General features: G+C 65.5%; 18 protein-coding genes. 8 read left to right on the top strand and 10 right to left on the bottom strand.

The annotated features are described in order from the left end of the window. Position 1 precedes the first annotated feature (1 nt). From AC56LR_RS17570 to AC56LR_RS17585, 4 genes are read left to right on the top strand one after another with little or no spacing between them, the layout of a single operon-like run. Positions 2-892 (top strand): DUF58 domain-containing protein, encoded by an 891-nt coding sequence (locus AC56LR_RS17570; RefSeq protein ID WP_497132148.1) that lies wholly within the window; start codon positions 2-4, stop codon positions 890-892. After that, positions 889-1,860 carry a BatA domain-containing protein gene (locus tag AC56LR_RS17575; protein ID WP_497132150.1) on the top strand — a complete coding sequence of 324 codons (972 nt, stop codon included), beginning with the start codon at positions 889-891 and terminating at the stop codon, positions 1,858-1,860. Before AC56LR_RS17570 ends, AC56LR_RS17575 begins: the two co-directional genes overlap by 4 nt. Then, positions 1,844-3,817, top strand: coding sequence for a DUF4175 family protein (locus tag AC56LR_RS17580; RefSeq protein WP_497132152.1), 1,974 nt, complete (start codon positions 1,844-1,846; stop codon positions 3,815-3,817). The genes AC56LR_RS17575 and AC56LR_RS17580 overlap by 17 nt, the downstream gene beginning before the upstream one ends. Continuing rightward, positions 3,814-5,352 carry a hypothetical protein gene (locus tag AC56LR_RS17585; protein WP_497132154.1) on the top strand — a complete coding sequence of 513 codons (1,539 nt, stop codon included), beginning with the start codon at positions 3,814-3,816 and terminating at the stop codon, positions 5,350-5,352. Before AC56LR_RS17580 ends, AC56LR_RS17585 begins: the two co-directional genes overlap by 4 nt. A 45-nt stretch (positions 5,353-5,397) precedes the next feature. Here the strand turns inward: AC56LR_RS17585 and AC56LR_RS17590 are convergent, their stop codons facing one another. The 10 genes from AC56LR_RS17590 to AC56LR_RS17635 all read right to left on the bottom strand — a co-directional run bounded on the left by AC56LR_RS17590 (position 5,398) and on the right by AC56LR_RS17635 (position 18,752). Further along, positions 5,398-7,830, bottom strand: a complete 2,433-nt coding sequence (locus AC56LR_RS17590) for a TonB-dependent receptor plug domain-containing protein (RefSeq protein ID WP_497132156.1) — start codon at positions 7,828-7,830, stop codon at positions 5,398-5,400. 234 nt (positions 7,831-8,064) lie between these two features. Continuing rightward, positions 8,065-8,841 carry a spermine/spermidine synthase domain-containing protein gene (locus AC56LR_RS17595; RefSeq protein WP_497132158.1) on the bottom strand — a complete coding sequence of 259 codons (777 nt, stop codon included), beginning with the start codon at positions 8,839-8,841 and terminating at the stop codon, positions 8,065-8,067. 17 nt (positions 8,842-8,858) lie between these two features. Then, positions 8,859-9,458, bottom strand: a complete 600-nt coding sequence (locus AC56LR_RS17600) for a glutathione S-transferase family protein (RefSeq protein ID WP_497132160.1) — start codon at positions 9,456-9,458, stop codon at positions 8,859-8,861. Positions 9,459-9,471: 13 nt separating this feature from the next. After that, positions 9,472-10,824: a sensor histidine kinase gene (locus AC56LR_RS17605; RefSeq protein WP_497132162.1), complete on the bottom strand. Its 1,353-nt coding sequence runs from the start codon at positions 10,822-10,824 to the stop codon at positions 9,472-9,474. Beyond that, on the bottom strand, positions 10,821-12,152 hold the full coding sequence (locus AC56LR_RS17610) for a sigma-54-dependent transcriptional regulator (RefSeq protein WP_497132164.1): 1,332 nt from the start codon (positions 12,150-12,152) through the stop codon (positions 10,821-10,823). Before AC56LR_RS17610 ends, AC56LR_RS17605 begins: the two co-directional genes overlap by 4 nt. Positions 12,153-12,182: 30 nt before the next feature. After that, positions 12,183-13,415 (bottom strand): ABC transporter permease, encoded by a 1,233-nt coding sequence (locus AC56LR_RS17615; RefSeq protein WP_497132166.1) that lies wholly within the window; start codon positions 13,413-13,415, stop codon positions 12,183-12,185. Between the two features lie 16 nt (positions 13,416-13,431). Then, positions 13,432-14,742, bottom strand: coding sequence for an ABC transporter permease (locus AC56LR_RS17620; RefSeq protein ID WP_497132168.1), 1,311 nt, complete (start codon positions 14,740-14,742; stop codon positions 13,432-13,434). Between the two features lie 10 nt (positions 14,743-14,752). Continuing rightward, complete coding sequence (locus AC56LR_RS17625) at positions 14,753-15,463, bottom strand: ABC transporter ATP-binding protein (protein WP_497132170.1); 711 nt, start codon at positions 15,461-15,463, stop codon at positions 14,753-14,755. A 31-nt stretch (positions 15,464-15,494) separates the two neighbouring features. Next, on the bottom strand, positions 15,495-16,763 hold the full coding sequence (locus tag AC56LR_RS17630; protein WP_497132172.1) for an efflux RND transporter periplasmic adaptor subunit: 1,269 nt from the start codon (positions 16,761-16,763) through the stop codon (positions 15,495-15,497). Positions 16,764-16,973: 210 nt separating this feature from the next. Further along, the gene (locus tag AC56LR_RS17635; RefSeq protein ID WP_497132174.1) at positions 16,974-18,752 is read right to left on the bottom strand and encodes a phosphoethanolamine transferase; all 1,779 of its coding nucleotides are present in this window, start codon (positions 18,750-18,752) and stop codon (positions 16,974-16,976) included. 366 nt (positions 18,753-19,118) lie between these two features. Between AC56LR_RS17635 and rpsL the strand changes: the two genes are divergently transcribed. The 4 genes from rpsL to AC56LR_RS17655 all read left to right on the top strand — a co-directional run. Beyond that, the gene (gene rpsL / locus AC56LR_RS17640) at positions 19,119-19,502 is read left to right on the top strand and encodes a 30S ribosomal protein S12 (protein ID WP_091877422.1); all 384 of its coding nucleotides are present in this window, start codon (positions 19,119-19,121) and stop codon (positions 19,500-19,502) included. 146 nt (positions 19,503-19,648) lie between these two features. Continuing rightward, positions 19,649-20,119, top strand: a complete 471-nt coding sequence (rpsG, locus tag AC56LR_RS17645; RefSeq protein WP_171085213.1) for a 30S ribosomal protein S7 — start codon at positions 19,649-19,651, stop codon at positions 20,117-20,119. Positions 20,120-20,233: 114 nt separating this feature from the next. Further along, positions 20,234-22,339: an elongation factor G gene (fusA, locus tag AC56LR_RS17650; RefSeq protein ID WP_497132177.1), complete on the top strand. Its 2,106-nt coding sequence runs from the start codon at positions 20,234-20,236 to the stop codon at positions 22,337-22,339. A gap of 75 nt (positions 22,340-22,414) precedes the next feature. After that, positions 22,415-22,669, top strand: a 255-nt coding sequence (locus AC56LR_RS17655; RefSeq protein ID WP_273027578.1) for a GTP-binding protein, incomplete at its 3' end; no start/stop codon positions are given.

The following is a 22,669-nucleotide window of genomic DNA, read 5'->3' on the forward strand; positions in this document are numbered from 1 at the left end:
CTTGTCGCTGGCGAAGACCGCGCTGATCGCGCACACGCAGAACCTTGACCTCGTGATCCGCCATGTGCTGGCGGGCTTGGGCCACGGCATCCATGCCGGGCGCGAGCGCGGGGCCGGCGTCGAATTCTCGGAATACCGGGCCTATGCGCCCGGGGACGAGTGGCGCCGCGTCGACTGGAAGCTGCTGGCGCGCGCCGACCGCTATTTCGTGCGCGAGGCGGAACGCGACAGCCACGTGGCGATCTGGCTGGTGCTGGACGCCAGCGCCTCGATGCTGGAACCCAGCCGCGATGTGGAAGGCGTCGACAAGCTGGCCTATGCGCGCACGCTGCTCGGCTGCGTGGCGGCCATCGCGCAGCGCCAGGGAGATGCCTTCGGCCTGGTCATCCTGAACGAAGGAAAAGTGCAGTTCACCCCAAGCCTGCGCGGCCCGCGCCACCTGCAGCGCATCCTGCTGCAGCTCAGCCGCGTGCAGGCAGCCGGCGACTTGCCCGACGCCGACACCCTGCGCGCCAGCCTGCATTTCGCACTATCCCCCAGCGTGATCTTCGCGGCGAGCGACCTGCTCGACTGGCCGTCGCCGCTGTCGCAGGCCTTGCTGCGCCTGCGCGGCATGCGCCACGACGTGCGCGTGCTCTGCCTGCAAACCCAGGCCGAAGTCGATGCCAGTTTCTCGTCCACGCCCGCCTATCGCGACCCGGAGCAGGGCAGCGGCGTGTTCCGCTTCGGCGCCGACCTGAAGGAAGGCTATCGCCGCAACCGCGACGAGCATTTCGCGCAAGTCACGGCCCAGTGCCGCAAGCATGACATTCCGCTGGTGGCGGCGCGCATCGAGCAGCCGCCGGGCGAGGTGCTGCGGCTATGGCTGCGTAGGCCAGGGAGCCGCCCATGAATGCGCTCTGGTGGCTGGCGCTGCCCATCCTGCTGCTGCCGGTCTGGTGGCACCGGCGCAAGCGCGAGCAGCACAAGGCCGAGCCCCTGGCCACCGCGCGCTTCCTGCCGCGCACCGAGCCGCGCCAGACCCGGGCCTGGCGCTGGAACGATCTGTTCCTCCTCCTGGTGCGCTGCCTGCTGCTGGCCTGCGCCATCGCCTGGCTGGCCGATCCGGTCATGCCCTGGCGCGGCGATACGGTCATCGTTGCGACCGGCACCGACCAGGCCTGGGTCGAACGCCAGGTGGGGCAGGCCGGGTTGCTCGAGGCCGACCGCGTCGCCCTGCCTGCGGCGCAAGCCATCGGCTGGCTGCGCACGCACGAACGCGAGTGGCGTCCCGAAGCACGCCTGCTGGTGCTGGGCGATATTCCCATGCCGGCCCTGGCCCCGGAATTCAGGCGCATGATCGACCTGCGCACGCTAACGCAGCCGGCACAACCGGCCAAGCGCCACGTGTTCATCGCCAGCGAGCGCCCGGAGCAATGGCGCCGCGTGCTTGCTGCCGGCGGCGTGATCGTCGACGCGGCGCCGGGCGCGAAGACCGGCTTGATCGTCTGGGACCGTGTCGACGCACCGGCACCAATGCTGCGCGCGCCGCTCTGGCTCGTCGCCAATGCCGCCGCCTTCCCCGAATTGCGCACCGCCCCGCAGGTGGACGGCCTGCGCTATGCCGACAGTCCTCGCGGACGCCTCTGGCATTCGGCCGCCTGGCCGCCGCAGAATGCCGACGCCGCGCGCACGCTGCTGGAGGACTGGCAGCGCCTGCATGCTGGAGCGCCTGCCTACACGACGCCCTCGCGCGTGTTCGCAGCAATGCCCGCAGCGCCGGTCCTGGCGACGAGCGGCGCGCTGCGCGACATCCTGATGGCGCTTCTTGCGGCCTTGTTCGTACTCGAAAGGATCCTGACGCATGCAAGAAGGCGCTGAGATTGTCCGGCGCGTCTGGCGCGCCGCCCAGCTGCGCCGGTTGCCGCTCTGGATCGCCGGGGCCCTGCCATGGCTGTTCATCCGCTCAGCGCCGGGCCTGATCGCCTGGGTCGCGTGGTGCTCCTGGGACTGGGCCATCCTGCGCCGCCAGGTCGGCTACGCGTGGACGGGCTGGCTGGACGGCGCCGTGCCCGAAATGGAAGACAGCAGCGCCTTGCTCGAGCATGCGGCCACGCCCGTCGCCCAGCTCCAGCGCCGCCGCCTGCTCGACCGGCTGGACGCCAGCCTCAGTGGCGCGCAACTGCGCCGCATCGCGCGCAGCCGCGTGAAGGCCGGCGTGCCATGGCTGCTGGCCAGCCTGGCGCTGGCCGCCGCCGTCTGGTTCTCCGGCGCCGCACCGCAAGCCCCCATCGCTGCGCCGGGCAAAGTTCCCGCAGCGGTGGCCGCCCCGAGCATCGGCCAGCTGGTGGTGCGCACCGCGCCGCCCTCGTACACGGGCGTAAAAGCCATCGAATCCGCACCGCGCGACCTGCTCGTGCCCGAGCAGACCGTCATTACCTGGTGCCTGAAGGACGACGCCACCCCGCAGGAAACGATCGAGGTCAGCAACGGCCAGGTGCTCAAGCCCGGTCAAGAGTGCGCGCGCTGGACCGCGACCGAATCGGTATTCTGGCGCTGGCGCGGCAAGCGCTTCACGGTCAAGGTCACGCCGGATGCGCCGCCGGAGATCACGATCACCGCGCCGACCCGGATGGTGCAGGAATTATCGGAGACGGCCACCAGCGCGGCGATGGGCGTGAAAGTGAGCGACGACTACCAGGTGCGGCGCGCCACCCTGCACATGACGCTGGCGCGCGGCAGCGGCGAGAACATCCGCTTCACCGACCGCGAGATACCCATCCCCGCCTCGCCGGACCCGAAACGGCGCAACTGGTCCAAGAACTGGTCGCTTGCGGAGCTGGGCATGGAGCCGGGCGACGAGCTGTATTTCTTCGTGCGCGCGGTCGATAACGCGGGACGTCCGCACACCGTGCAATCGCCGACCTATACGCTGCGCCTGCCGGCCCCGCCGGAAGCAGCGGAAGAAGAGAGCGCCGCCATGCCGATGCTGGTCAAACCGCAGAGCCTGCGCAGCCAGCGCCAGATCATCATCGATACCGAGCAGCTGGTGGCCGACATGCGCAGCACGAAAATGAGCAAGGATGCGGTGCTCGAGCGCAGCCAGAAGATCGCCGCCGACCAGGGCGCGCTGCGCCGCCGCTATGGCCAGTTCCTGGGCGAGGAATCCTCGCTGTTCGCCGATGCCGATGGCGGCGACGATCACGCGGGGGAAGAAGGCAAGCAGGACATCCTGCACCAGTATGGACACGCCCACGACGAAGCCGAAAACGCCACGCTGTACGACGAAGACACCAAGAAGGTGCTGCGGCGCGCGCTGATGGCGATGTGGGATGCCGAAAAGGCGCTGCGCGCGATCACCCCGAAGGTGGCGCTGCCGCCCGAGCACAAGGCGCTGGAGGCGATCAAGGAATTGCAGCAGGCCGAGCGTATCTACCTGCACAAGACCGCCTTCGTGCCGCCGCCGATCAAGGAAGAAAAGCGCATGTCGGGCGACATGGATGGCACCGCGAGCTACCGGCGCGAGCAGGGCGGGGCGGAAAAGCGCGTGCCGGAAGACGTGCAGCTGCTGGTGGGGGCATTGTCCGGCAATGGCCCGCTGCCGGCGCTGTGGACCCGCGCCGCCCATGACTGGGTGCGTACCCGCATCACGGACGACGACCAGCGCCTGTCGGCCCAGACCGCGATCCAGGACGTGGCGGATGGTTGCGCCGCCTGCCGCCCGGTGCTGCGTGCCTGGCTGCGCCATGCCGCAGGCCAGGGACAGGTGCTGCTGCAGGCCAGGCCGACGGTCGAAACGCCCTTCGTGCGCGCCTGGCGTGAAGGAGCGAAGCCATGAACTTCATGATGAGCACGAATATGATGCTGGCGCTGATTGGCGTCGCAGGCCTTGCCAGCGCTGGGCTGTACCTGTGGCGCCGGCAATGGCTTGATGCCTTGCTGGTGCTGCTTGCAGCGGCGAGTCTCGGCCTGTTCGCGGCCGGCATCCGGCTGCCCGGCGACGCCGGCAGGACGCTCACGCTCGATGCGGCCGCGCCGGCGCCGATGCTCGACGGCGTGCGCGCGCTTGCCGTCAAGGGCGACGGCCTGCGCGCCGCGCAGTGGAACGATTTGCCGGCGCTGCCGCTGGAATGGCAGCGCCCGGAAGGCGGCACGCTGCGCTTGCATTATCCGCGCCAGCTGGCGCTCGGGCGCACCTTTACCTTGCGCGTGCAGCGCGAGGACACGGTGGATGCGCGCTTGCAGCTGCTGGCCGAGAACGGCCAGGTGATTGCGCAAGCGCACGGTACGGGCGAGCTGGCCGTGAACTGGTTGCCGCCGCTGGCCGAGCGCGTGGTGCTCAAGGCGCGCCTGCTGGACGCCGCCGGGAAAACCCTCGCCGAAGGTCCCGTGCCGCTGACGATCAATGCGCCGGCGCTTCTGCAGGTGCAGGGCCGTTTCGGCGCGCCGTCCTTCGACCTGCGCACGCTCAACGAGCTGCTGGCCGGCAGCGGCGCGCTGCTCGACTGGCAGGTGGTGCTGGGGCGCGCCATCACCCGCACCGAGCTGCCGGCGGGCGAGATGAAGGAGCCGAACCTGCTGGTGATCGACGCCGCCTGGTTCGAGCGTCTCGGCGCGGGTGAGCGTTCGGCATTGCTGGGCCGCGTGGCGGGCGGCTTGCCGCTCCTGGTGCTGGGCGCGAATGCGAACGACCCCGGCGTCTGGTCGCGCACGCTCGGGCTGCCCTTGCAGGCGCAAGCCGCGGGCAAGAAGATCGAGGCTCCGCTGGAGCTTCTGGCGACGCCGCTCAACCCTGGCGCACGCGAAGCCGGCGCATGGTCAGGCTCCGATAATCTGGTCTGGACCCGCAACTGGCAGAAGGGCCGCATCGCCTGGCTGGGCGCCAGCGACTGGCATCGCCATGCGATCGCCGAGCCGCAGGCGCTGGCGCTGTGGTGGCAGGGTGTGCTCGACCGTGTCGGTGTGGACGATCCGCGCAGCGTCGAATGGCTGGAACCGGAAGAATTGCCGTTGCCGGGGCAGCGCATGGAACTGTGCGCACGCGGCGTCAAGGGCGAGGTGGCGTTCCCCGAGTTGAAGCTGACGCGCACCTGGTCGGCACGTACGGACGCGGCCTGCGTGGCCGTGTGGCCGGAGAAATCGGGCTGGCTGGAGGTGAAGGATGCGAAGGCGGGCGCGCACGCGGTCTATGTGTACGCGCCTGGGGACTGGCCGCAGTGGCAGGCGGCGCAGCGCCGCGATGCGACCGCGCGCTATGCTGCCCGTACGCCGGATAAAGCTTTGGCGGGCACTGCGCGTGCTTTCCCGGGCTGGCCGTTTGCGCTCGTGTTTGCACTGGCGATGCTGCTGCTGTGGTGGCGGGAAAGACGCTGAATTTGTAGGGTGGGCGGCTTTGCCGCCCACCCTACGAAAAGCGAATCAAAACGCGTAATCCACCTTCGCGTACATCGACCGCCCATTGATACCAAACGGGCAGGTTTCCCAGCAGTAGGTGAAGCCCAGCTGCGGGAAGGGCGATGCCTTGACCGGATCCCACTTGGTCGGATAGGTGTCGAACAGGTTGTTGACGCCGGCCGACAGGCTGAACTTCTTGCTGAAGTTGTAGCGGGCGGTCAGGTCGACGATCCACTTCGCTTCCCAGGTCTGGATGAAGCCCGGGGTGAAGCCCTGGCCTTCGACTTCGCCGAAGTAGTTGGCGCGCACGGTCGCGTTCCATGGGCCGGTCGTGTAGTCGGCTGCCACCACGTGGTGCTGGCGCGGCTGGCCTTTCTCGATCAGCGTCACTTGCGTGTCGTCGAACAGCTGGGTGCCGGAGAGCACCGCCGATTGCGATTTACGGTCCTTCACCTCGGTGCGGTTGAAGCCGAGCTGGCCGGACAGCACCAGGGTCGAATCGGTGGCGCGCGTGGTGTGCTGGGCCACCAGGTCGAAGCCCGTGGTCGAGGTGTCGATCGCATTGGTGAAGAACTGGGCCTGGCCCACGCGCAGCGGATCGAGGATTGCCTTGATCGGGCAGCTTGCCGCCGTCAGGCAGGCGCCCGACTCCGGTGCGATATTGCTCGAGAAGACAATGCGGTCGTCGATGTTGGTGCGGTACAGGTCGGCCGTCACCGAGAAGCTCGGGGTCGGGCGCAGGATCATGCCGACGCTGGCGCTTTTTGACGTTTCTTCCTGCAGCGGTGCGATGCCGAAGGCGCGGGTCACGGCGCTGTTCTCGCGCGCGGTCAGGGTTTCGGTCAGCACGCCGGCCGAGTTCAGGTTGGTCGACACCGAGCTGTAGAACTTCTGCTGCACGCCCGGTGCGCGAAAGCCCGTGGAGCCGCTGGCGCGCAGGCCGATGGTGCGCGAGGGGTCGTAGCGCAGGCTCAGTTTGCCGATGGTGGTGTTGCCGAAGTCCGAATAGCGCTCGTGGCGGATCGCCGCGCCGGCCGAGAAGGCGTCGCCGAACTTGCGCTCGAGGTCGAGGTAATACGCGGTGTTGTGGCGGCCGTCGTCCACTTCGGTGCCGGGCGTATAGCCCGGGAAGCCCTGGATGCCCGAAGCGGCGATGCCGCCGGACTGGTCGCGGATGATCTTGCGCGGATCGTTGGTGCGGCCGTACTGGTAGGACACCGGATCGCCTGCGACGATCTGGTAGTTATCCTGGCGCCATTCGAAGCCGGTGCCGATGTACAGCGGGCCGCCGGCGAAATCGACCGAACCCTTGAAGTCGAGGTTCAGGGTGGTCTGGTCGAATTTCAGCTTGCCGGTGTCGGCGGCCAAGGGCGAGCTGCCGTTCTCGTAGAAATAGCTGACGTTGATCGAGTTCCGCTCGTGGAAACCGAGCTCGCTGCGGCCGTGGTTCAGGCTCAGGTCCACGCTCCAGTCGTTGGTCAGGTCGCGCTTGAAGCCGACGCCGAGCGAGGCATCCTTGACGGTGGTGATGATGTTCGGCAGGAAGCCGTTCGGGTAGATCGACGGCACGTTGCGCGCGTCGCCCGCCGAGCGGAAGAAGCCGGACGAATCGCCGGTGCGCTTGGAAGCGCCGCCGAAGACATACAGCTCGCCGCCGCCGACCGGCAGCCCGGCGTTGAGCCACAGGTAGCCGTCCTTGGCCAGCGAGTCGCCGATGCGCTGGGTGACGCGCGGCGGATTCACGCGCAGGCTGTCGACGCCGGCGCGGTTGGTTTCGTTGCGGCGGCGGCCTTCGACCGACAGGTTCAGGTAGCCGCCGTCAAGACCGAGGGCGATGCCCTTGTGGGCGCTGGCGGTATAGGTGTCGCCGTCGCCTTCGCTGGTGGTGCCGGCGCTGGCGCTGAACAGGGTATCGGTGGCGCCCTTCTTGAGGACGATGTTGATCACGCCTGCGATTGCGTCCGAGCCGTATTGGGCGGCGGCGCCGTCGCGCAGCACCTCGATCGACTGGATCGCGGACAGGGGAATGGCGTTGATGTCGGTGCCGGCCGAGCCGCGGCCGATGGTCTGCTGCACGTTGACCAGGGCCTGCTGGTGGCGGCGCTTGCCGTTCACGAGCACCAGCAGCTGGTCAGGGCCGAGGCCGCGCAGGGTCGCCGGACGGATGATGTCGGTGCCGTCGCTGATGAACGTGGTCGTGAAGTTGAACGAGGGGTCGAGGTCCTGCAGCACCTTGCCGAGTTCGAGCGAGCCGGCCGACTGCAGGTCTTTCGCGCTGATCAGGCCCACCGGCACCGCGGTGTCCAGTGCCGTCTTGGCCTGCGTGCGCGAACCCAGCACGACGACCGTGGACATGTCCTTTTCGGCCGTGGGCGCCGCTTCCTGTGCAAACGCCGTTGCCATCGCCGATACCAGCGCGGTCGCCAGCAATACCCGTTTCTTCGGTTGATTCGCCATCTTGTTCCCTTTGTAGAGTTAAATCACGCCATCACGAAAACTATGTCTCCTATAACTACAGCTTCTTGATTCTGTACAAATATTTCTGTAAGTACAAGTGTCAACTGTGCAATACGCAACACTTTTGGCGATTTGCGTGATTTATGGGGGATGAATGGAACGGGACGGGCGCATGTGCTAGAACGATCTGCCACCGTGCACAATGACGGTGCGCGCGCACACGCCGGCCGCACTTCAAGCGTGGTCGTGCATCCATTCCTTCAGGCCGTCGACCCAGTGCCTGGCCGGCAGGTTCAGGCGCCGTTTGAGTTCCGCGGCGCGCTCGTACAGCAGCGAGAAGTCGAGCTGGGGCGCGCTCTTGAAGGCGAGGACGACGATGTTCGCATCGTGCACTTCGGGCAGCCAGACCACCGCGTCGAACACCTGCTGCATGGTGGCCAGGTTGGTGTCGTAGCGGTTGACGTCTCCGAAGACGTTGGCGGTCATGATGCCATCGCTGTTCAGGCAGTCATGGCAGCCCTGGTAGAACTCGAGCGAATCGAGCACTGGGCCGCGCGCTTCCTGGTCGTACAAATCCACCTGCAGCACGTCGGCCTGGCCATGGTTCGTCGGATCGAGCACGAAGTCGAGGGCATTCGTCTCGCGCACGTCCAGGCGCGCGTCGTTCTCCGGCAACCCGAACAAGGCGCGGCAAATCGCAATCACGTTTGGATTGAGTTCGGCCGCCGTCACGCGCGCCTCGGGAAAGCGGGTGGTGCAGAACTTGGTGAGCGCCGCGCTGCCCAGGCCCAGCTGCACGATGTGGCGGGGCGCGTCCTTGAACAGCGTCCACATCATCATCAGTTGCACGTATTCGAGCTCGATCGCATCGGGCTTGGCCAGCCGCATGGCGCCCTGGACCCAGGAGGTGCCGAGATGCAGGAAGCGCACGCCGTCGAACTCATCGATGGTGGCGGGCGGGTGGCCGGGCTGGGCGAAGCGGGGATCGATGCGGGTGTAAGAGGGAGGCATGGCGATGGGATGATACGCTACGCGACGCCGTTGCGCCCGTAGGTTCGGAATCCCGGCCGCTCGGCCAGGCGGTCGTAGTAGGCCGCCACATTGGGCAGGTCCGGCTTGTCCATCGGCGTCATCATCCAGCGGTTCACGGACAGCCCGAGCACAATGTCGGCCAGCGTGAAGCTAGCGCCCGCCGCATAGGCGCCGGTCGTACCCAACTGCGCGTCGAGGATGGCAAGGTGGCGGTTCCACGCTGCGATGCTGGCCTGGACTTGCGCCGGATCCTGGAACGCCGCGCTTTGCCGCACCAGCGCCATGAAGGCATAGCGCCAGGCCGTATTCAGGTCGGTCGCCTGCCAGTCCATCCACTGCTCGACGCGGGCGCGGCCTCGGGCGTCGCTTGGCAGCAGGGCGCCGTCGCCATAGTGGGTGCAGAGGTAGCGGCAGATCGTGTTCGATTCCCACAGCACGAATCCGTCATCCACCAGCACCGGCACCAGTGCATTCGGATTGAGCGCCGCATGACCGGGGTGCCAGTCTTCGCGCTCGAAGGGCAGGCCCAGCTCAATGCAGGTCCACAGCACCTTGCGCACGTTGATCGAACTGTCCTTGCCGATGATCTTCAGCATAGTTTCAAGCCTTTCATGGTGACTGGGTTCCCGGCAGCGCCGGCAGGATCAGGGTCACGGCCAGGCCGCCGCCGTCGCGGTTGGCCAGCGTGATGCGCCCGCCGTGCGCCTCGGCGATCTCGCGCGCCAGCGCCAGCCCCAGGCCCGTGCCGCTGCGCTTGGTCGAATAGAAGGGCACCAGCGCATTGGTCAGCACGGCCTCGCTCATGCCGGTGCCGCGGTCAAACACGTCGATACGGAGGGCGTCCTGCACCCGGCGCACCTGCAGCTCGACGTCTTCCGGGCTCGAGCCCGATTCGTGCGCATTCTTGAGCAGGTTGAGCAGGGCTTGCTCCATTTGGGCCGCGTCGATCCAGACCGGCGCCGAGGGTAGATCGCCCACCAGGCGGAATTGCACCTGGTCGGCCAGCCGGTCGACGAAGACGTCCCAGCATCGCGCTTCCAGGCGCGGCGTGGGCAGCTTGGCGAAGCGCGCATAACCCAGAATGAAGGTCTCCAGGTGGCGGGTGCGCTCGCCGATGGTCTGCAGGATCTGCGGCAGCCGCTCGGTCTGGCCGCGCCGCACCAGTTCCGCGCCGGAGTTGGCGAGCGATGCCAGCGGCGCCAGCGAATTGTTCAGCTCATGGCTGATGACGCGGATGACCTTTTTCCAGGTCTGCACTTCCTGGCGGCGCAACTCAAGGGTCAGGTGGCGCAGCAAGAGCAGTTCGTGGCGCCGGCCATTGAGGGTGAAGCTGCTGCGCGCCAGGTGGTAGACCTCTTCGTCCTCGCCCTCGCCGGCGGTGAACAGGCCGTCGCCGCCGCGCGCCAGCGCTTCCTTCAGGGCCGGGGCCGCGGTATCCAGCACCTCGCCCAACTGGTGGCCTTCGAGCTTGTGACCCTCGGACAGGAGTTTACGCGCGGCCAGGTTGGCGTAGACGATGGTGCCGGCGTTGGCGGCGAAGTCGGTCACCAGCAGCATGGCCACCGGCGTGTTCTGGACCATGGTGTCGAGCAGCAGTTCGCGCTGCACCAGCCCGAGGCGCTGCTCGCGCAGCACGTGGCCGAGGTCATTGTGGGCGGCGATCAGGTCGGCCAGCTCGTCGTTCTGCGGCCAGTGCAGGCTGAACGAAAAGTCGCCGTCGCGGTAGCTGGCCACCGTGCCCTCCAGCGCGCGGAACAGCGACAGGATCGGCTGGATCTGGGAGCGGATGGTGATGATGGCAATCGGGACGATCGCCAGCAGGCAGCCGAAGAAGACCAGGACCGGGTGGCCGGGGAGGACGTGCTCGAGCCCGAGCGCGACCAGGATGCCGAGCGCCAGCAGGGTGCCGACCAGCGCCGACCAGCGCGTGACCAGCGAGAGTCGCACGCCTTTACCCTTCATGCCGGCCTGGCGATGCCGAGCCGCTCCATGCGCCGGTACAGGGCCTGGCGCGACAGCCCCAGTTCGCTGGACGCCTGCGCCACCACGCCGCCGGCGCGCGCCAGCGCCTGGACGATGGCCTCGCGGTCGGGTTCCGCATCGATGCTTGGCGCAGCCGACACCGGCAGCCCAAGATCCGCAGCCTTGATGACATCCCCGTGGGCCAGCAGGCTGGCGCGCGCCATCACGTTTTTCAGTTCACGCACGTTGCCGGGCCAGGCATGGGCCAGCAGCGCGGATTCGGTCTGCGGGTGCAGGGTCTTCCCACGCAAGAAGGACAGGGCCAGCGGCAGGATGTCGCCCGGGCGCGCGGCGAGCGGCGGCAGGCGCAGCTCGATCACGTTCAGGCGGTAGAACAGGTCTTCGCGGAAGGTCCCGGCGCGGATCATCGCACCCAGGTCGGCGTTGGTGGCGCTGATCACGCGCACCTTGACCTGGCGCTCGCGGTTCGAGCCGAGCCGCTCGAAGCGGCCGGTTTCCAGCACGCGCAGCAGTTTCATCTGCCCGGCCAGCGGCAGGTTGCCGATTTCGTCGAGGAACAGGGTGCCGCCATCGGCCGCCTCGAACTTGCCCTCGCGCGCTTTCGACGCGCCCGTATAGGCCCCGGCGTCGGCCCCGAACAGCTCGGCCTCGATCAGTTCCGAGGGCAGGGCGCCGCAGTTGAGCACCACGAAGGGGCCGTCGGCCACCTGCGAATTGGCCTGGATGATCTCGGCGATGCGTTCCTTGCCGGTGCCGTTCGGGCCGGTGATCAGGACCGGGATGTCCGAGCGCGCCACCTGACAGGCCAGGTGCAGCACGCGTTCGGTGGCCGGGTCTTGCCAGATCAGCCCGCGCAGGTCGAAGCCTTGTTCGAGTTCGCGCTTGGCGCGGCGCTCGCGCTGCAGGCGCGTGTTCAGCGCGCGGTTGGCCTGGCCCAGCTCGATCAGGTTGGTCACCGTGGTGATCAGGCGCTCGTCGTGCCACGGCTTGGACAGGTAGTCGGCCGCGCCGGCCTTGATCAGCTCCACCGCCGCGTCCAGGTGGGTCCAGGCGGTGAGCAGGATCACCGGCAGGTCGGGATGGCGCTTGCGGATCTCGCGGAACAGCGCCACGCCTTCCTCGCCCGATGTCGTATCGGCGCTGAAGTTCATGTCCTGGATTACCAGGTCCACGGCCTCGCGCCCGAGGATGTCCAGTCCTTCCTCTGGCGAACCGGCGCGCAGGGCGGCGATGTCGTGGAGGGAGAACAGGACGTCGAGCGCGATCGCGACCGCGGCGTTGTCGTCAATGATCAGTACAGTGGGCATGGGCGCAAGGATACCATTGGCGGAAGGTCCTCAAGCACTGCGGGTGGCCGTGGCCGGCGAAATGCTCGCCGCCCGCCATGCCGGACCGTAGGCCGCCAGGATGCCGAGCGCCCAGAACACCACCGCGCCGCCGACCAGGTAATGCACCGGCAGGCGCGCCATCTCGAGGCGGGTTACCAGCAGGTGGTTCAGGCTCAGGCCCAGCAGCACGCCGCCGAATACGCCGGCGCTAGTGATCATGACATTCTCGGTGATGAAATAGCGCAGGATGTCGATCTTGCGCGCCCCCAGGGCACGGCGCACGCCGATCTGCTTCTTCCGCTGGGTGACCCACAGGCTGGCCATGCCGACGATGCCCGAGCAGGTAATCAGGAGCAGCAGCACGCTCACCGTGATCAGCATCCACGACAGCGCGACGTCGGCGCGGTAGCGGTCCTTGCGGTCTTCTTCGGTGGTTTTCGTCTGCAGGATCATCGGGGTGGCGGACGACTTGCGCAGCGCCTCTTCGGCTTCCTTGATGACGCGGTCGCGCTGGCCCGGTTCGGTGCGCACCGCGTACAGCGCGCCCGGGTTGCCGTACAGGCGAGCCGGGACCTGCACCGAGAAGTCGCCGCGCTCGCCCACTTCGGTATGCGCCGTCTGCAGGCGCTCGATCACGCCGACGACCTGGGTGCTGAGTGCGTCCTCGCCGGTGCCGAAGTACATGGTCTTGCCGACTGCCGCCTGGCCCGGCCACAGTTTGTCGGCCAAGGGCTTGGTGATGATGATGGTCTTGGGCAGTTCGCGGTTTTCGTTCTCGTTGATCTCGACGAAATCCTGCGGCAGGAAGTCGCGGCCCTCGACGACCTTCAGGCCGAAGGTCTTGACCAGCGAGTCGCCGGAGATGTACATGCCGGCCAGCGCGCTTTCGCGCTCCTGGCGCTTGTCGATGGCGACGCTGCTGGTGCTGCCGTCGCGCGACATCGGCATCTGCGTCACGTTGGCCACCGAGACCACGCCCGGCACCGCGCGCAGCACATCGGCTTCGCGCTTCATGGTGGCCAGCTGCTGCTCGGGGCCGTCCTTGTTCAGGTTACGCACCGTGAAGTAGAAGGTCGCGGCTTCGTCGGAGAGGCCCGACGGGCGGGCGGCCATCTCGCGCCGCTCGTTCACGATGTGCAGGGCGTTGGCCAGGATCGCCAGGCTGAGCGCCACCTGCAGGGCGACCAGGATCGGGCCGGTTTTGTTGCGCATCAGCGCAGACAGGATGGGACGGATTTCCATGATGGTTCTCTCTCGCTTATTGGGATTTCAGCTGGATCGCCGGCGTCACCTGGCAGGCGCGCCAGGTCGGCAGCAGGCCTGCGACGAGTGCGGCGGCCACGGACATGATGAAGGTCAGGATCAGCATCTGCCAGTCCATGCGCGCGATCGTGGCCATGCCCTTGCTCTGCATGCCGATCAGGGCCAGCGCGCCGAAGGCCAGCACCAGTCCCAGCACGCCGCCGGCCAGGCCGACCACGCCGGTCTCGATCAGGAACTGGCGGAAGATGTCGCGGCGCGAAGCGCCCAGTGCGCGGCGGATGCCGACTTCAGCGGCGCGCACCGAGAACTTCGCCAGCAGCAGGCCGATGGTGTTCACCAGGCACAGCACCAGGAAGCCGAAGGCCAGCCAGGCCGACAGCTTGCTGTCGTTGCCGACCACTTTCAGTTCTTCCATCCATTCCATCACGTTGTACAGCTTGTTCGGCGCATTGCGCTTCAGGCGCCCCAGCTTGCGCTGGTCGGCGGCGTAGTTGTCGAGGAAGGATTGCAGCTCGGCGCGGTCGCTTGCCGCGCGGGTCTCGAACCAGAACTGGATCCAGGTGCATTCCGAGGTGAGCAGGTTGGCAAAGCCGGGATCGCGGTTGGCGCTGCAGTTCATGCTGCCGCTGTGGCCTTGCTCGTGGCGGATCGCGGTGGCGAAGGGGATGAAGAATTCCTCGCCCTTGCCGAAGCGGCTGCCGCCGATCAGCTTGTAGTAGCGCGGCAGCGGTGCCCAGGTGTCGGTCACGCCGACCACGGTGAAGGGGAAGCCTTTCATCATCAGCTGCTTGCCCACCGGGTTGGCGTCGCCGAACAGTTTTTCGGCCATCTCGCGGCCCAGCACCACCACGTCGGCGCCGCGGGCATCATCTTGCGCGGTCCAGGCCTGGCCGTGCAGGAAGGGCACCTTGAACATGGCGAAGAAGTCGACGCTCGGCGCCAGGCCGCGCGCATTGAAGGCCGGGATGTCGCTGCGCGGCGGCTCGACCGGCAGTTCGACGCCGTACATCGCGGTGCGGCGCTCGCCCTGGCCGCTCTTGAGCAGGTTGGACGCGTCCGGATAGCTCATCTGCATGTCGTTCGGGCCGTCGCTCGGCACCCAGCCCTCGACCTGGCCGTTGTCGAGCTGCGGCACGAACAGGCGGTCGCTCTTCTCGGGGATCGGGTCGCCCGACATCATGTGCAGGATGGTCAGCGTCGAGACGCTGGCGGCCACGCCGATGGCAAGCGTGAGCACCATCAGCGCGGTCAGGGCCGGGTTGCGGCGCAGGCTGCGCAGGCCGAGCTTGAAATAATAGGAGAACATGGCGTTTTCCTTAAGCAGAAACCGGGGCTTTGTCGACCAGGGTCGGGCCCTTGCGCACCAGGTCCGAGACCTGGCCGTCGATGATGTGCACGTTGCGGTGGGTACGCACGGCCAGTTCCGGGTCGTGGGTGACCATCAGGATGGTGGTGCCGGCCGTGTTGATCTCTTCCAGCAGTTCCATCACGCCGCGCGCCATTTGCGAATCGAGGTTACCGGTCGGTTCGTCCGCCAGCAGCAGCTTGGGCGAACCGGCCAGCGCGCGCGCGATCGCCACGCGCTGCTGCTGGCCGCCGGACAGCTCGGCCGGATAGTGCTTCATGCGCGAGGCCAGGCCGACTTTCGCCAGCGCGTCCTCGATGCGTTCCTTGCGCTCGGTCTTGTTGAAGCCGCGGTAGCGCAGCGGCACGTCGACGTTGTCGAACAGGTTCAGGTCGGGGATCAGGTTGAAGCCCTGGAAGATGAAGCCCAGCTTCTCGTTGCGCAGGCGCGAGCGCGCGGTGTCGTCCAGCCCCTTCACGTTGACGCCGTCGAGGATGTACTCGCCCGAGCTGAATTCTTCCAGCAGGCCGGCGATGTTCAGGAAGCTGGTCTTGCCCGAACCCGAAGGCCCGGTCACGGTGACGAACTCGCCCTGCTTGACGTCGATCTCGAAGCCGCGCAGCGCGTGGGTCTCGATCATGTGGGTGCGGTACACCTTGCTCAGGTTGGTCATGCGCAGCATGGGATTCTCCTTGGTTTGTCTTGTTAAGCGTTCAGCGGTTGATCGAGATGCGTTGTGCGTTCTTGAACGTATCGGTGCCGGAAATGACGACCTTGTCGCCCACCTTCAGGCCCGACAGGATCTCGACGGCGGAAATGCTGGTGGCGCCCAATGCTACCTGCGTGCGCACGGCGACTCCGTCTTCCACCCGGTAGGCGAAGCGCCCGCCATCGTTTTCCACAAAAGGTCCGCGCGGCAGCATGACCACGTTCGGGCGTTCCTCGATGAGCAGGCGGGCGGTCACGCGCTGGCTCTGGCGCAGTCCCTTGGGCTGCTCGCCATCGAAGCGCACGCGCGCCAGCACCTGGTTCTTGACGACTTCGGGCGACAGGGCGGAGAGCTTGCCGGTGGCTTTTCCGCTCGGCAGGGTGATCTCGGCGTTCATGCCCAGGCCGATGTCGGTCATGTACGACTCCGGCACTTCGAGTTCGACTTCCAGCTTGGACAGGTCGACCAGGGTCATCAGGGGCGCATTGGCGGCGACCACCATGCGGTTCTGCACGTTGAGCGTGCCGATGAAGCCGTCCACCGGCGCGCGCACGGTCAGCTCGTCGACGCGGCGCTGGGCATTGGCCATCGACAGGCGCTGGCGTTCCAGCTCGTTGACCTTGGTCTTGAGCGCCAGCTGCACGTCGTCGCTTTCCAGGCTCGCCGCCTGGGTCGCGTGGCGGGCCTTGATTTCGGCCGAGTTGAGCGCGTCCTTGGCCTTCTGGTAGTCGATCTTGGCGATGATGCCGACCTGCGCCACGCTCTCGTAGCGCTCCAGCGTGCGCTGGGCCGACAGGCGGTCGATCTCGGCGGTGTCGGCTTCGCGCTTGGCCAGCAGCTTCTGCTTGCGCGCCAAAATCTGCTGGCGCGCCACTTCGGCCTTCAATTGCTCGTAGCTCGACACTTCGCGCTTGAGTTCATCGGAGAGGTCGGGCGATTCCAGCACGGCCAGCACGTCGCCTTTTTTCACGGTGTCGCCGGCGGCGACCTTCAGGTTGACCGTGGCGGGGGAGGTGGAATACAGGGTCGGGCTGACGGCGGCGACCACGCGGCCATTGACCGAGGCGTCGCGCACCAGGGTGCCGCGGGTGACTTCGGCAATGCGCAGGCGGCTTTCGCTGACGGAATGCTCGCTGCTGCTCCAGGTGCCGAAGACCGCGGCCGTGACGGCGACGATGGCGACGGCGCCGCCCACCCAGAGCGCGCGGCGCTTGAGCTTGTGGACCGGGGCCGCCGTGAGGACGGCGTCTTGTTCTGATGTATCGCGGATCATGGTGTTTCCAGTAACGACGGGTTTGTGGTCGTTAATGCACGATCCGTGCCAGCAGTTGCGTATTCGCTAAGTCATTGATTGGAAAGGAAGCGGACACGCCGGACAAGCTTGTTCGGAGTGTCCGCAAGGGGTGTCCGTACGTACGCGGACACGGCTGTCACCTGGTGGAACCGGAGGCCGACCTGGCGCCGGCAAGCGCCCCGCAAGTGCTCAGTTGCGCTTGAGCGGCTTGCCGCGCGCGATCACCTCGCGGCAGTCGCCGCGCATGGTGGCGTCGTCGTAGTCGGTCCAGCCATAGCTGTCGACATAGCGCTTGTGGCGCTTGAATTCCGGGCTCATGAAACTCCATTCGAGCCGTTCGCCCGGATAGCGCACGTCGGCCATGTCGAGCACCGTGTGGAACATGTTCTCGGTCGAGAGCCTGTCCTTGCGGTGGCGCTGCAGCTGGTCGACCTTGGCGGGGAAGCGCTCGGCATAGCTGCCTGAATACCAGACGAAGGCCGGGATGTGGAATTCGTACTGCGTGTTATGGCCGTGGAAGGCGATCTTGCACGACTTGTCGTAGAGGGTCTGGCCATGGTCGGCCACGTACAGCAGCGAGGACGGCAGCTTCAATTCCTTCAGCACCCCGATCACGTTCGACAGGAACCAGTCGGTGTACAGGATCGCGCTGTCGTAGCTGTTGTTGATCTGCGGCTCGAGGCGGGTGTCGGTGACGTCCGGCTTGGCGATTGCGGTGAGCGACGGATGCCAGCGGTCGAATTCTTTTGGGTAGCGGTGGGCGTAGTTCCAGTGGCTCCCTAAGGTATGCAGCACCACCAGCACTTTTTGCGCCGGGTCGGCGATCGCACGGCGCAGCGGCGCGAGCAGGACGTCGTCGTGGTTCGAGGCGCCCGAGAAGCCGCCCAGGTTCAGGAACTGGACGTCGTCGGCTTCCTTGGCGAACACCGATACCGGCGTGTCGAACTTGCCGAACGAGACCTGGTTCGAGATCCAGAAGGTCTTGAACCCGGCTTCCCGGAAGGCCGAGAGCATCGATTTCTCCGAGAAGCCGTCTTTTAAACTTTGCATCGCGGGTTTGCGCGAAATGATCACCGGGACCGACAGGCGGGTGGCCGACACCGGCGTGATCACGTCCTGCAGCATCACGAGATTGCTTTCCTTCGCCAGCAGCGGATTGGTGTCGCGTTCGTAGCCGTTCAGGCTCCAGCGGTCGTAGCGCGAGGATTCGCCCAGCACCAGCACCACCACCTGCGGCGCGTGCGCGTCGCCGGCCTGGTGCGCGCCGAAGCGGAAGGCGGCGCTGCGCCGGTTCAATTCCGCCAGGTAGATGCGCTCTTTATAGAAGTCGACGCCGCGCGCGGTCAATCCGAAGGGCCAGGAGCGCGAGAAGAGGGCGAGATCGAAGGGCAGCTTGGCCCAGTGCGGCAGCGCCGGCGGCTGCGCGGTAGAGGCAGCCGACCGTGCCGATGTCGCCTGCGCGACGCCATATTTGTGCCCATAGGCAAGCACCGCCGCGCAACTGCCCAGCGCCGCCAGCACCACCCAGCGCGAGCGGTCGGTCCAGTCGAAGTCGCGGGTGCGGCAAGCCACCATCCAGGTCGAGCCGAACCACAGCAGCACAGTAATAATGACGATGCCCAGCATCCACGCTTTGCCGCCCAGGAATTCCAGCGCCTCGCTGGGGCTGGTTTCGGCGATCACGCCCAGATGGTGGGTCGAGATGCCCTGGCCATAATACGTAAGCAGGTAGAGCTCGGTGGGCAGCGCAAGGAAAGCCGGCAGCAGCGCCCAGTGGAACCAGGCGGGACGCTTGCACAGGGCCCAGGCCGCCATCCAGGCGAACAGGCCGGCGCCGAGCAACTGCCACGGGTCTTCCAGAGGCGTACCCAGCAACTGCCCGGCAAAGGGCATGGCCGACAGCAGCGCATAGCTCAGCAGCAGGTACAGGTTGGCGGGGCGCAGCAGGAAAGGCGGCAGGCGGAACATCGGCTCGACAGGCAGGAAAAGCGGCTATTATGCTCACTTTGGCGGCAACCGTCTTTAGCGCCAGAAATGCCATTGGGCGCGCTACGGTAGAGCCGGGATGTAGCAAGCTTGCCACATCCTCCACGGTAAACCGGCTCCAGGGCCTCCTGCCGGGTCCGCTGCTCACCAAAGCGGTTGACCCCTTGCCATATCAAGCCTATACTCGCGAGTTCTCGTTTTTATTCTGCACATCGTATACGCATTCGCAGCCGCTCCTTCGGTGAGTGGCTTTCGTCGCCTGTGCTGTGCAACTGAGCGGGACTAGGTTTCAGTCCCCGGACCAGTGGTCCGGGTTATCAACTGTAGTACTTTGTTGGATTAGGAACGATGCCAACCATCAATCAACTGATTCGCAAGCCGCGCGTTGCCGCGGTTGTGAAGAGCAAGTCGCCGGCACTGGAAAACTGCCCGCAAAAGCGCGGTGTCTGCACCCGTGTGTACACCACGACCCCAAAGAAGCCGAACTCGGCTCTGCGTAAAGTCGCTAAAGTTCGCCTGACCAACGGTTTCGAAGTCATTTCGTACATCGGCGGTGAAGGCCACAACCTGCAAGAGCACAGCGTTGTCCTGCTGCGCGGCGGTCGTGTAAAAGACTTGCCGGGTGTGCGTTACCACATGGTTCGCGGTGCACTGGATACCCAGGGCGTCAAAGACCGTAAGCAGGCTCGCTCGAAGTACGGCGCCAAGCGTGCCAAGGCTGCGAAGAAGTAATAGCGGAGCTGCAATACGCGGTCTCGGTCATACCGGGGTCACATTTAAAAGTTAAGTTGAGCCGGCCGTCAGGCCGAGTAAGTGAGTGGTCATGATGGCCCTCGCGAGTGCCCCTAAAGCACTCAACTGAAGATAAAGGAATTGAAATGCCACGTCGTCGTGAAGTACCCAAGCGCGAGATCCTGCCAGATCCAAAATTCGGCAATACCGATGTCGCCAAGTTCGTCAACGTTCTGATGCTGTCCGGCAAGAAGTCGGTCGCTGAAAACATCATCTACGGTGCATTCGAGTACATCCAGACCAAATCGGGCAAGGACCCGCTGGAAGTGTTCGTGACCGCGATCAACAACGCCAAGCCACTGGTCGAAGTCAAGTCCCGTCGCGTCGGCGGCGCCAACTACCAGGTGCCAGTTGAAGTTCGTCCGGTCCGCCGTATGGCGCTGTCCATGCGTTGGTTGCGCGAAGCCGCAAACAAGCGCAGCGAAAAATCCATGCCACAACGCCTCGGCGGTGAGCTGATGGAAGCGGCTGAAATGCGCGGTGGCGCCATGAAGCGTCGTGACGAAGTGCACCGTATGGCCGAAGCGAACAAGGCGTTCTCGCACTTCCGCTTCTAAGCAATTGGCCAGACTCCCCTGGGGGCGCGGCCGCAGTATCTGTTGTTCAGGCCGGGCACATTTTGACACCAAGATGCCGCCCGGTTTTGTCCATTCAAAGATTTAGGAAAAATTATGGCACGCAAGACCCCCATTGAGCGCTACCGCAACATCGGTATTTCCGCTCACATCGATGCTGGTAAAACCACCACCACCGAACGCGTCCTGTTCTACACCGGCGTGAACCACAAGATCGGCGAAGTGCACGATGGCGCCGCTACCATGGACTGGATGGAGCAGGAGCAGGAACGCGGCATTACCATTACCTCGGCAGCGACGACCTGCTTCTGGAAAGGTATGGCCAACAATTTCGAGCCGCACCACATCAACATCATCGACACCCCGGGCCACGTCGACTTCACCATTGAAGTCGAACGCTCGATGCGCGTGCTCGACGGCGCCTGCATGGTTTACTGTGCAGTCGGCGGCGTGCAGCCACAGTCGGAAACCGTGTGGCGCCAGGCTAACAAGTACAAAGTCCCACGTCTGGCATTCGTCAACAAGATGGACCGTACCGGTGCGAACTTCTTCAAGGTCTATGACCAGATGCGCGCGCGCCTGAAGGCCAACCCGATTCCTCTGCAGATCCCGATCGGCGCCGAAGAGAACTTCCTGGGCGTGGTCGACCTCGTCAAGATGAAGGCAATCTTCTGGGACGACGCTTCGCAGGGCATGAAGTTCGACTACCGCGACATCCCGGCCGAACTGGCTGACCAGGCTGCCGAATGGCGCGAGAAGCTGGTCGAAACCGCCGCTGAAGCGTCGGAAGAGCTGATGAACAAGTACCTGGACGAAGGCGACCTCTCGGAAGAAGAGATCAAGGCCGCTCTGCGCCAGCGCACCATCGCATCGGAAATCGTCCCGATGATGTGCGGTACCGCGTTCAAGAACAAGGGCGTGCAAGCCATGCTCGACGGCGTGATCGAATACCTGCCGTCGCCAATCGACATCCCGCCAGTCGGCGGTACCGACGAGGACGACCAGCCGGTCACCCGCCGCGCAGCCGACGACGAGAAGTTCTCGGCGCTGGCATTCAAGATCATGACCGACCCGTTCGTCGGCCAGCTGATCTTCTTCCGCGTCTACTCGGGCATGATCAAGTCGGGCGACACCGTCTACAACCCAATCAAGGGCAAGAAAGAACGCCTGGGTCGTATTCTGCAGATGCACGCCAACCAGCGCGAAGAAATCAAAGAAGTCCACGCAGGCGACATCGCCGCAGCGGTCGGCCTGAAAGAAGCGACCACGGGCGAAACCCTGTGCGATCCTTCGTCGGTCATCACCCTGGAAAAGATGGTCTTCCCTGAGCCGGTCATCCAGCAGGCTGTCGAGCCGAAGACCAAGGCTGACCAGGAAAAAATGGGCCTGGCGCTGAACCGCCTGGCACAAGAAGATCCGTCGTTCCGCGTGCGTACCGATGAAGAATCGGGCCAGACCATCATCGGTGGTATGGGCGAGCTGCACCTGGAAATTATCGTCGACCGCATGAAGCGCGAATTCAGCGTCGAAGCGACCGTCGGCAAGCCACAGGTTGCCTACCGCGAAACCATCCGCAAGACGGTCACCGACGTCGAAGGCAAGTTCGTCAAGCAGTCGGGCGGTCGCGGTCAGTACGGCCACGCAGTCCTGACCATCGAGCCGCAAGAGCCAGGCAAGGGCTTCGAGTTCGTCGACGCCATCAAGGGCGGTGTGATTCCTCGCGAATACATCCCTGCAGTCGAAAAAGGTGTGCGCGAGACCCTGACCACCGGCGTGCTGGCTGGTTACCCGGTCGTTGACGTCAAAGTCACCGTCACCTTCGGTTCGTACCACGACGTCGACTCGAACGAGAACGCGTTCCGTATGGCAGGTTCGATGGCATTCAAGGACGGCTGCCGTAAAGCATCGCCAGTCATCCTCGAGCCAATGATGGCCGTGGAAGTGGAAACGCCGGAAGACTACGCCGGCTCGGTGATGGGTGACCTGTCGTCGCGTCGCGGTATGGTCCAGGGCATGGACGAAATCCCAGGCGGCGGCGGCAAGATCATCAAGGCCGAAGTCCCGCTGTCGGAAATGTTCGGTTACTCGACCTCGCTGCGTTCGGCGACCCAGGGTCGTGCAACCTACACGATGGAATTCAAGCACTATTCGGAAGCTCCGAAGCACGTGATTGACGCCATCGTCACCGCAAAGTCCAAGTAATACCGCGGGGGCAGGACGTGTGTCCTGCCCCGTTAAAAATAAAGTAAAACAGTTCATTTAAAGGAAGATCCAAAAATGGCAAAAGGTAAATTCGAACGGACCAAGCCGCACGTCAACGTCGGCACCATCGGCCACGTCGACCACGGCAAGACCACCCTGACCGCAGCTATCGCAACCGTCCTGTCGAAGAAATTCGGCGGCGAAGCAAAAGCCTACGACCAGATCGATGCGGCTCCAGAAGAAAAAGCACGCGGCATCACCATCAACACCGCGCACGTCGAGTACGAGACCGAAAACCGTCACTACGCGCACGTTGACTGCCCAGGCCAC

The organism is Telluria sp. ZT3P39 (assembly GCF_059685935.1).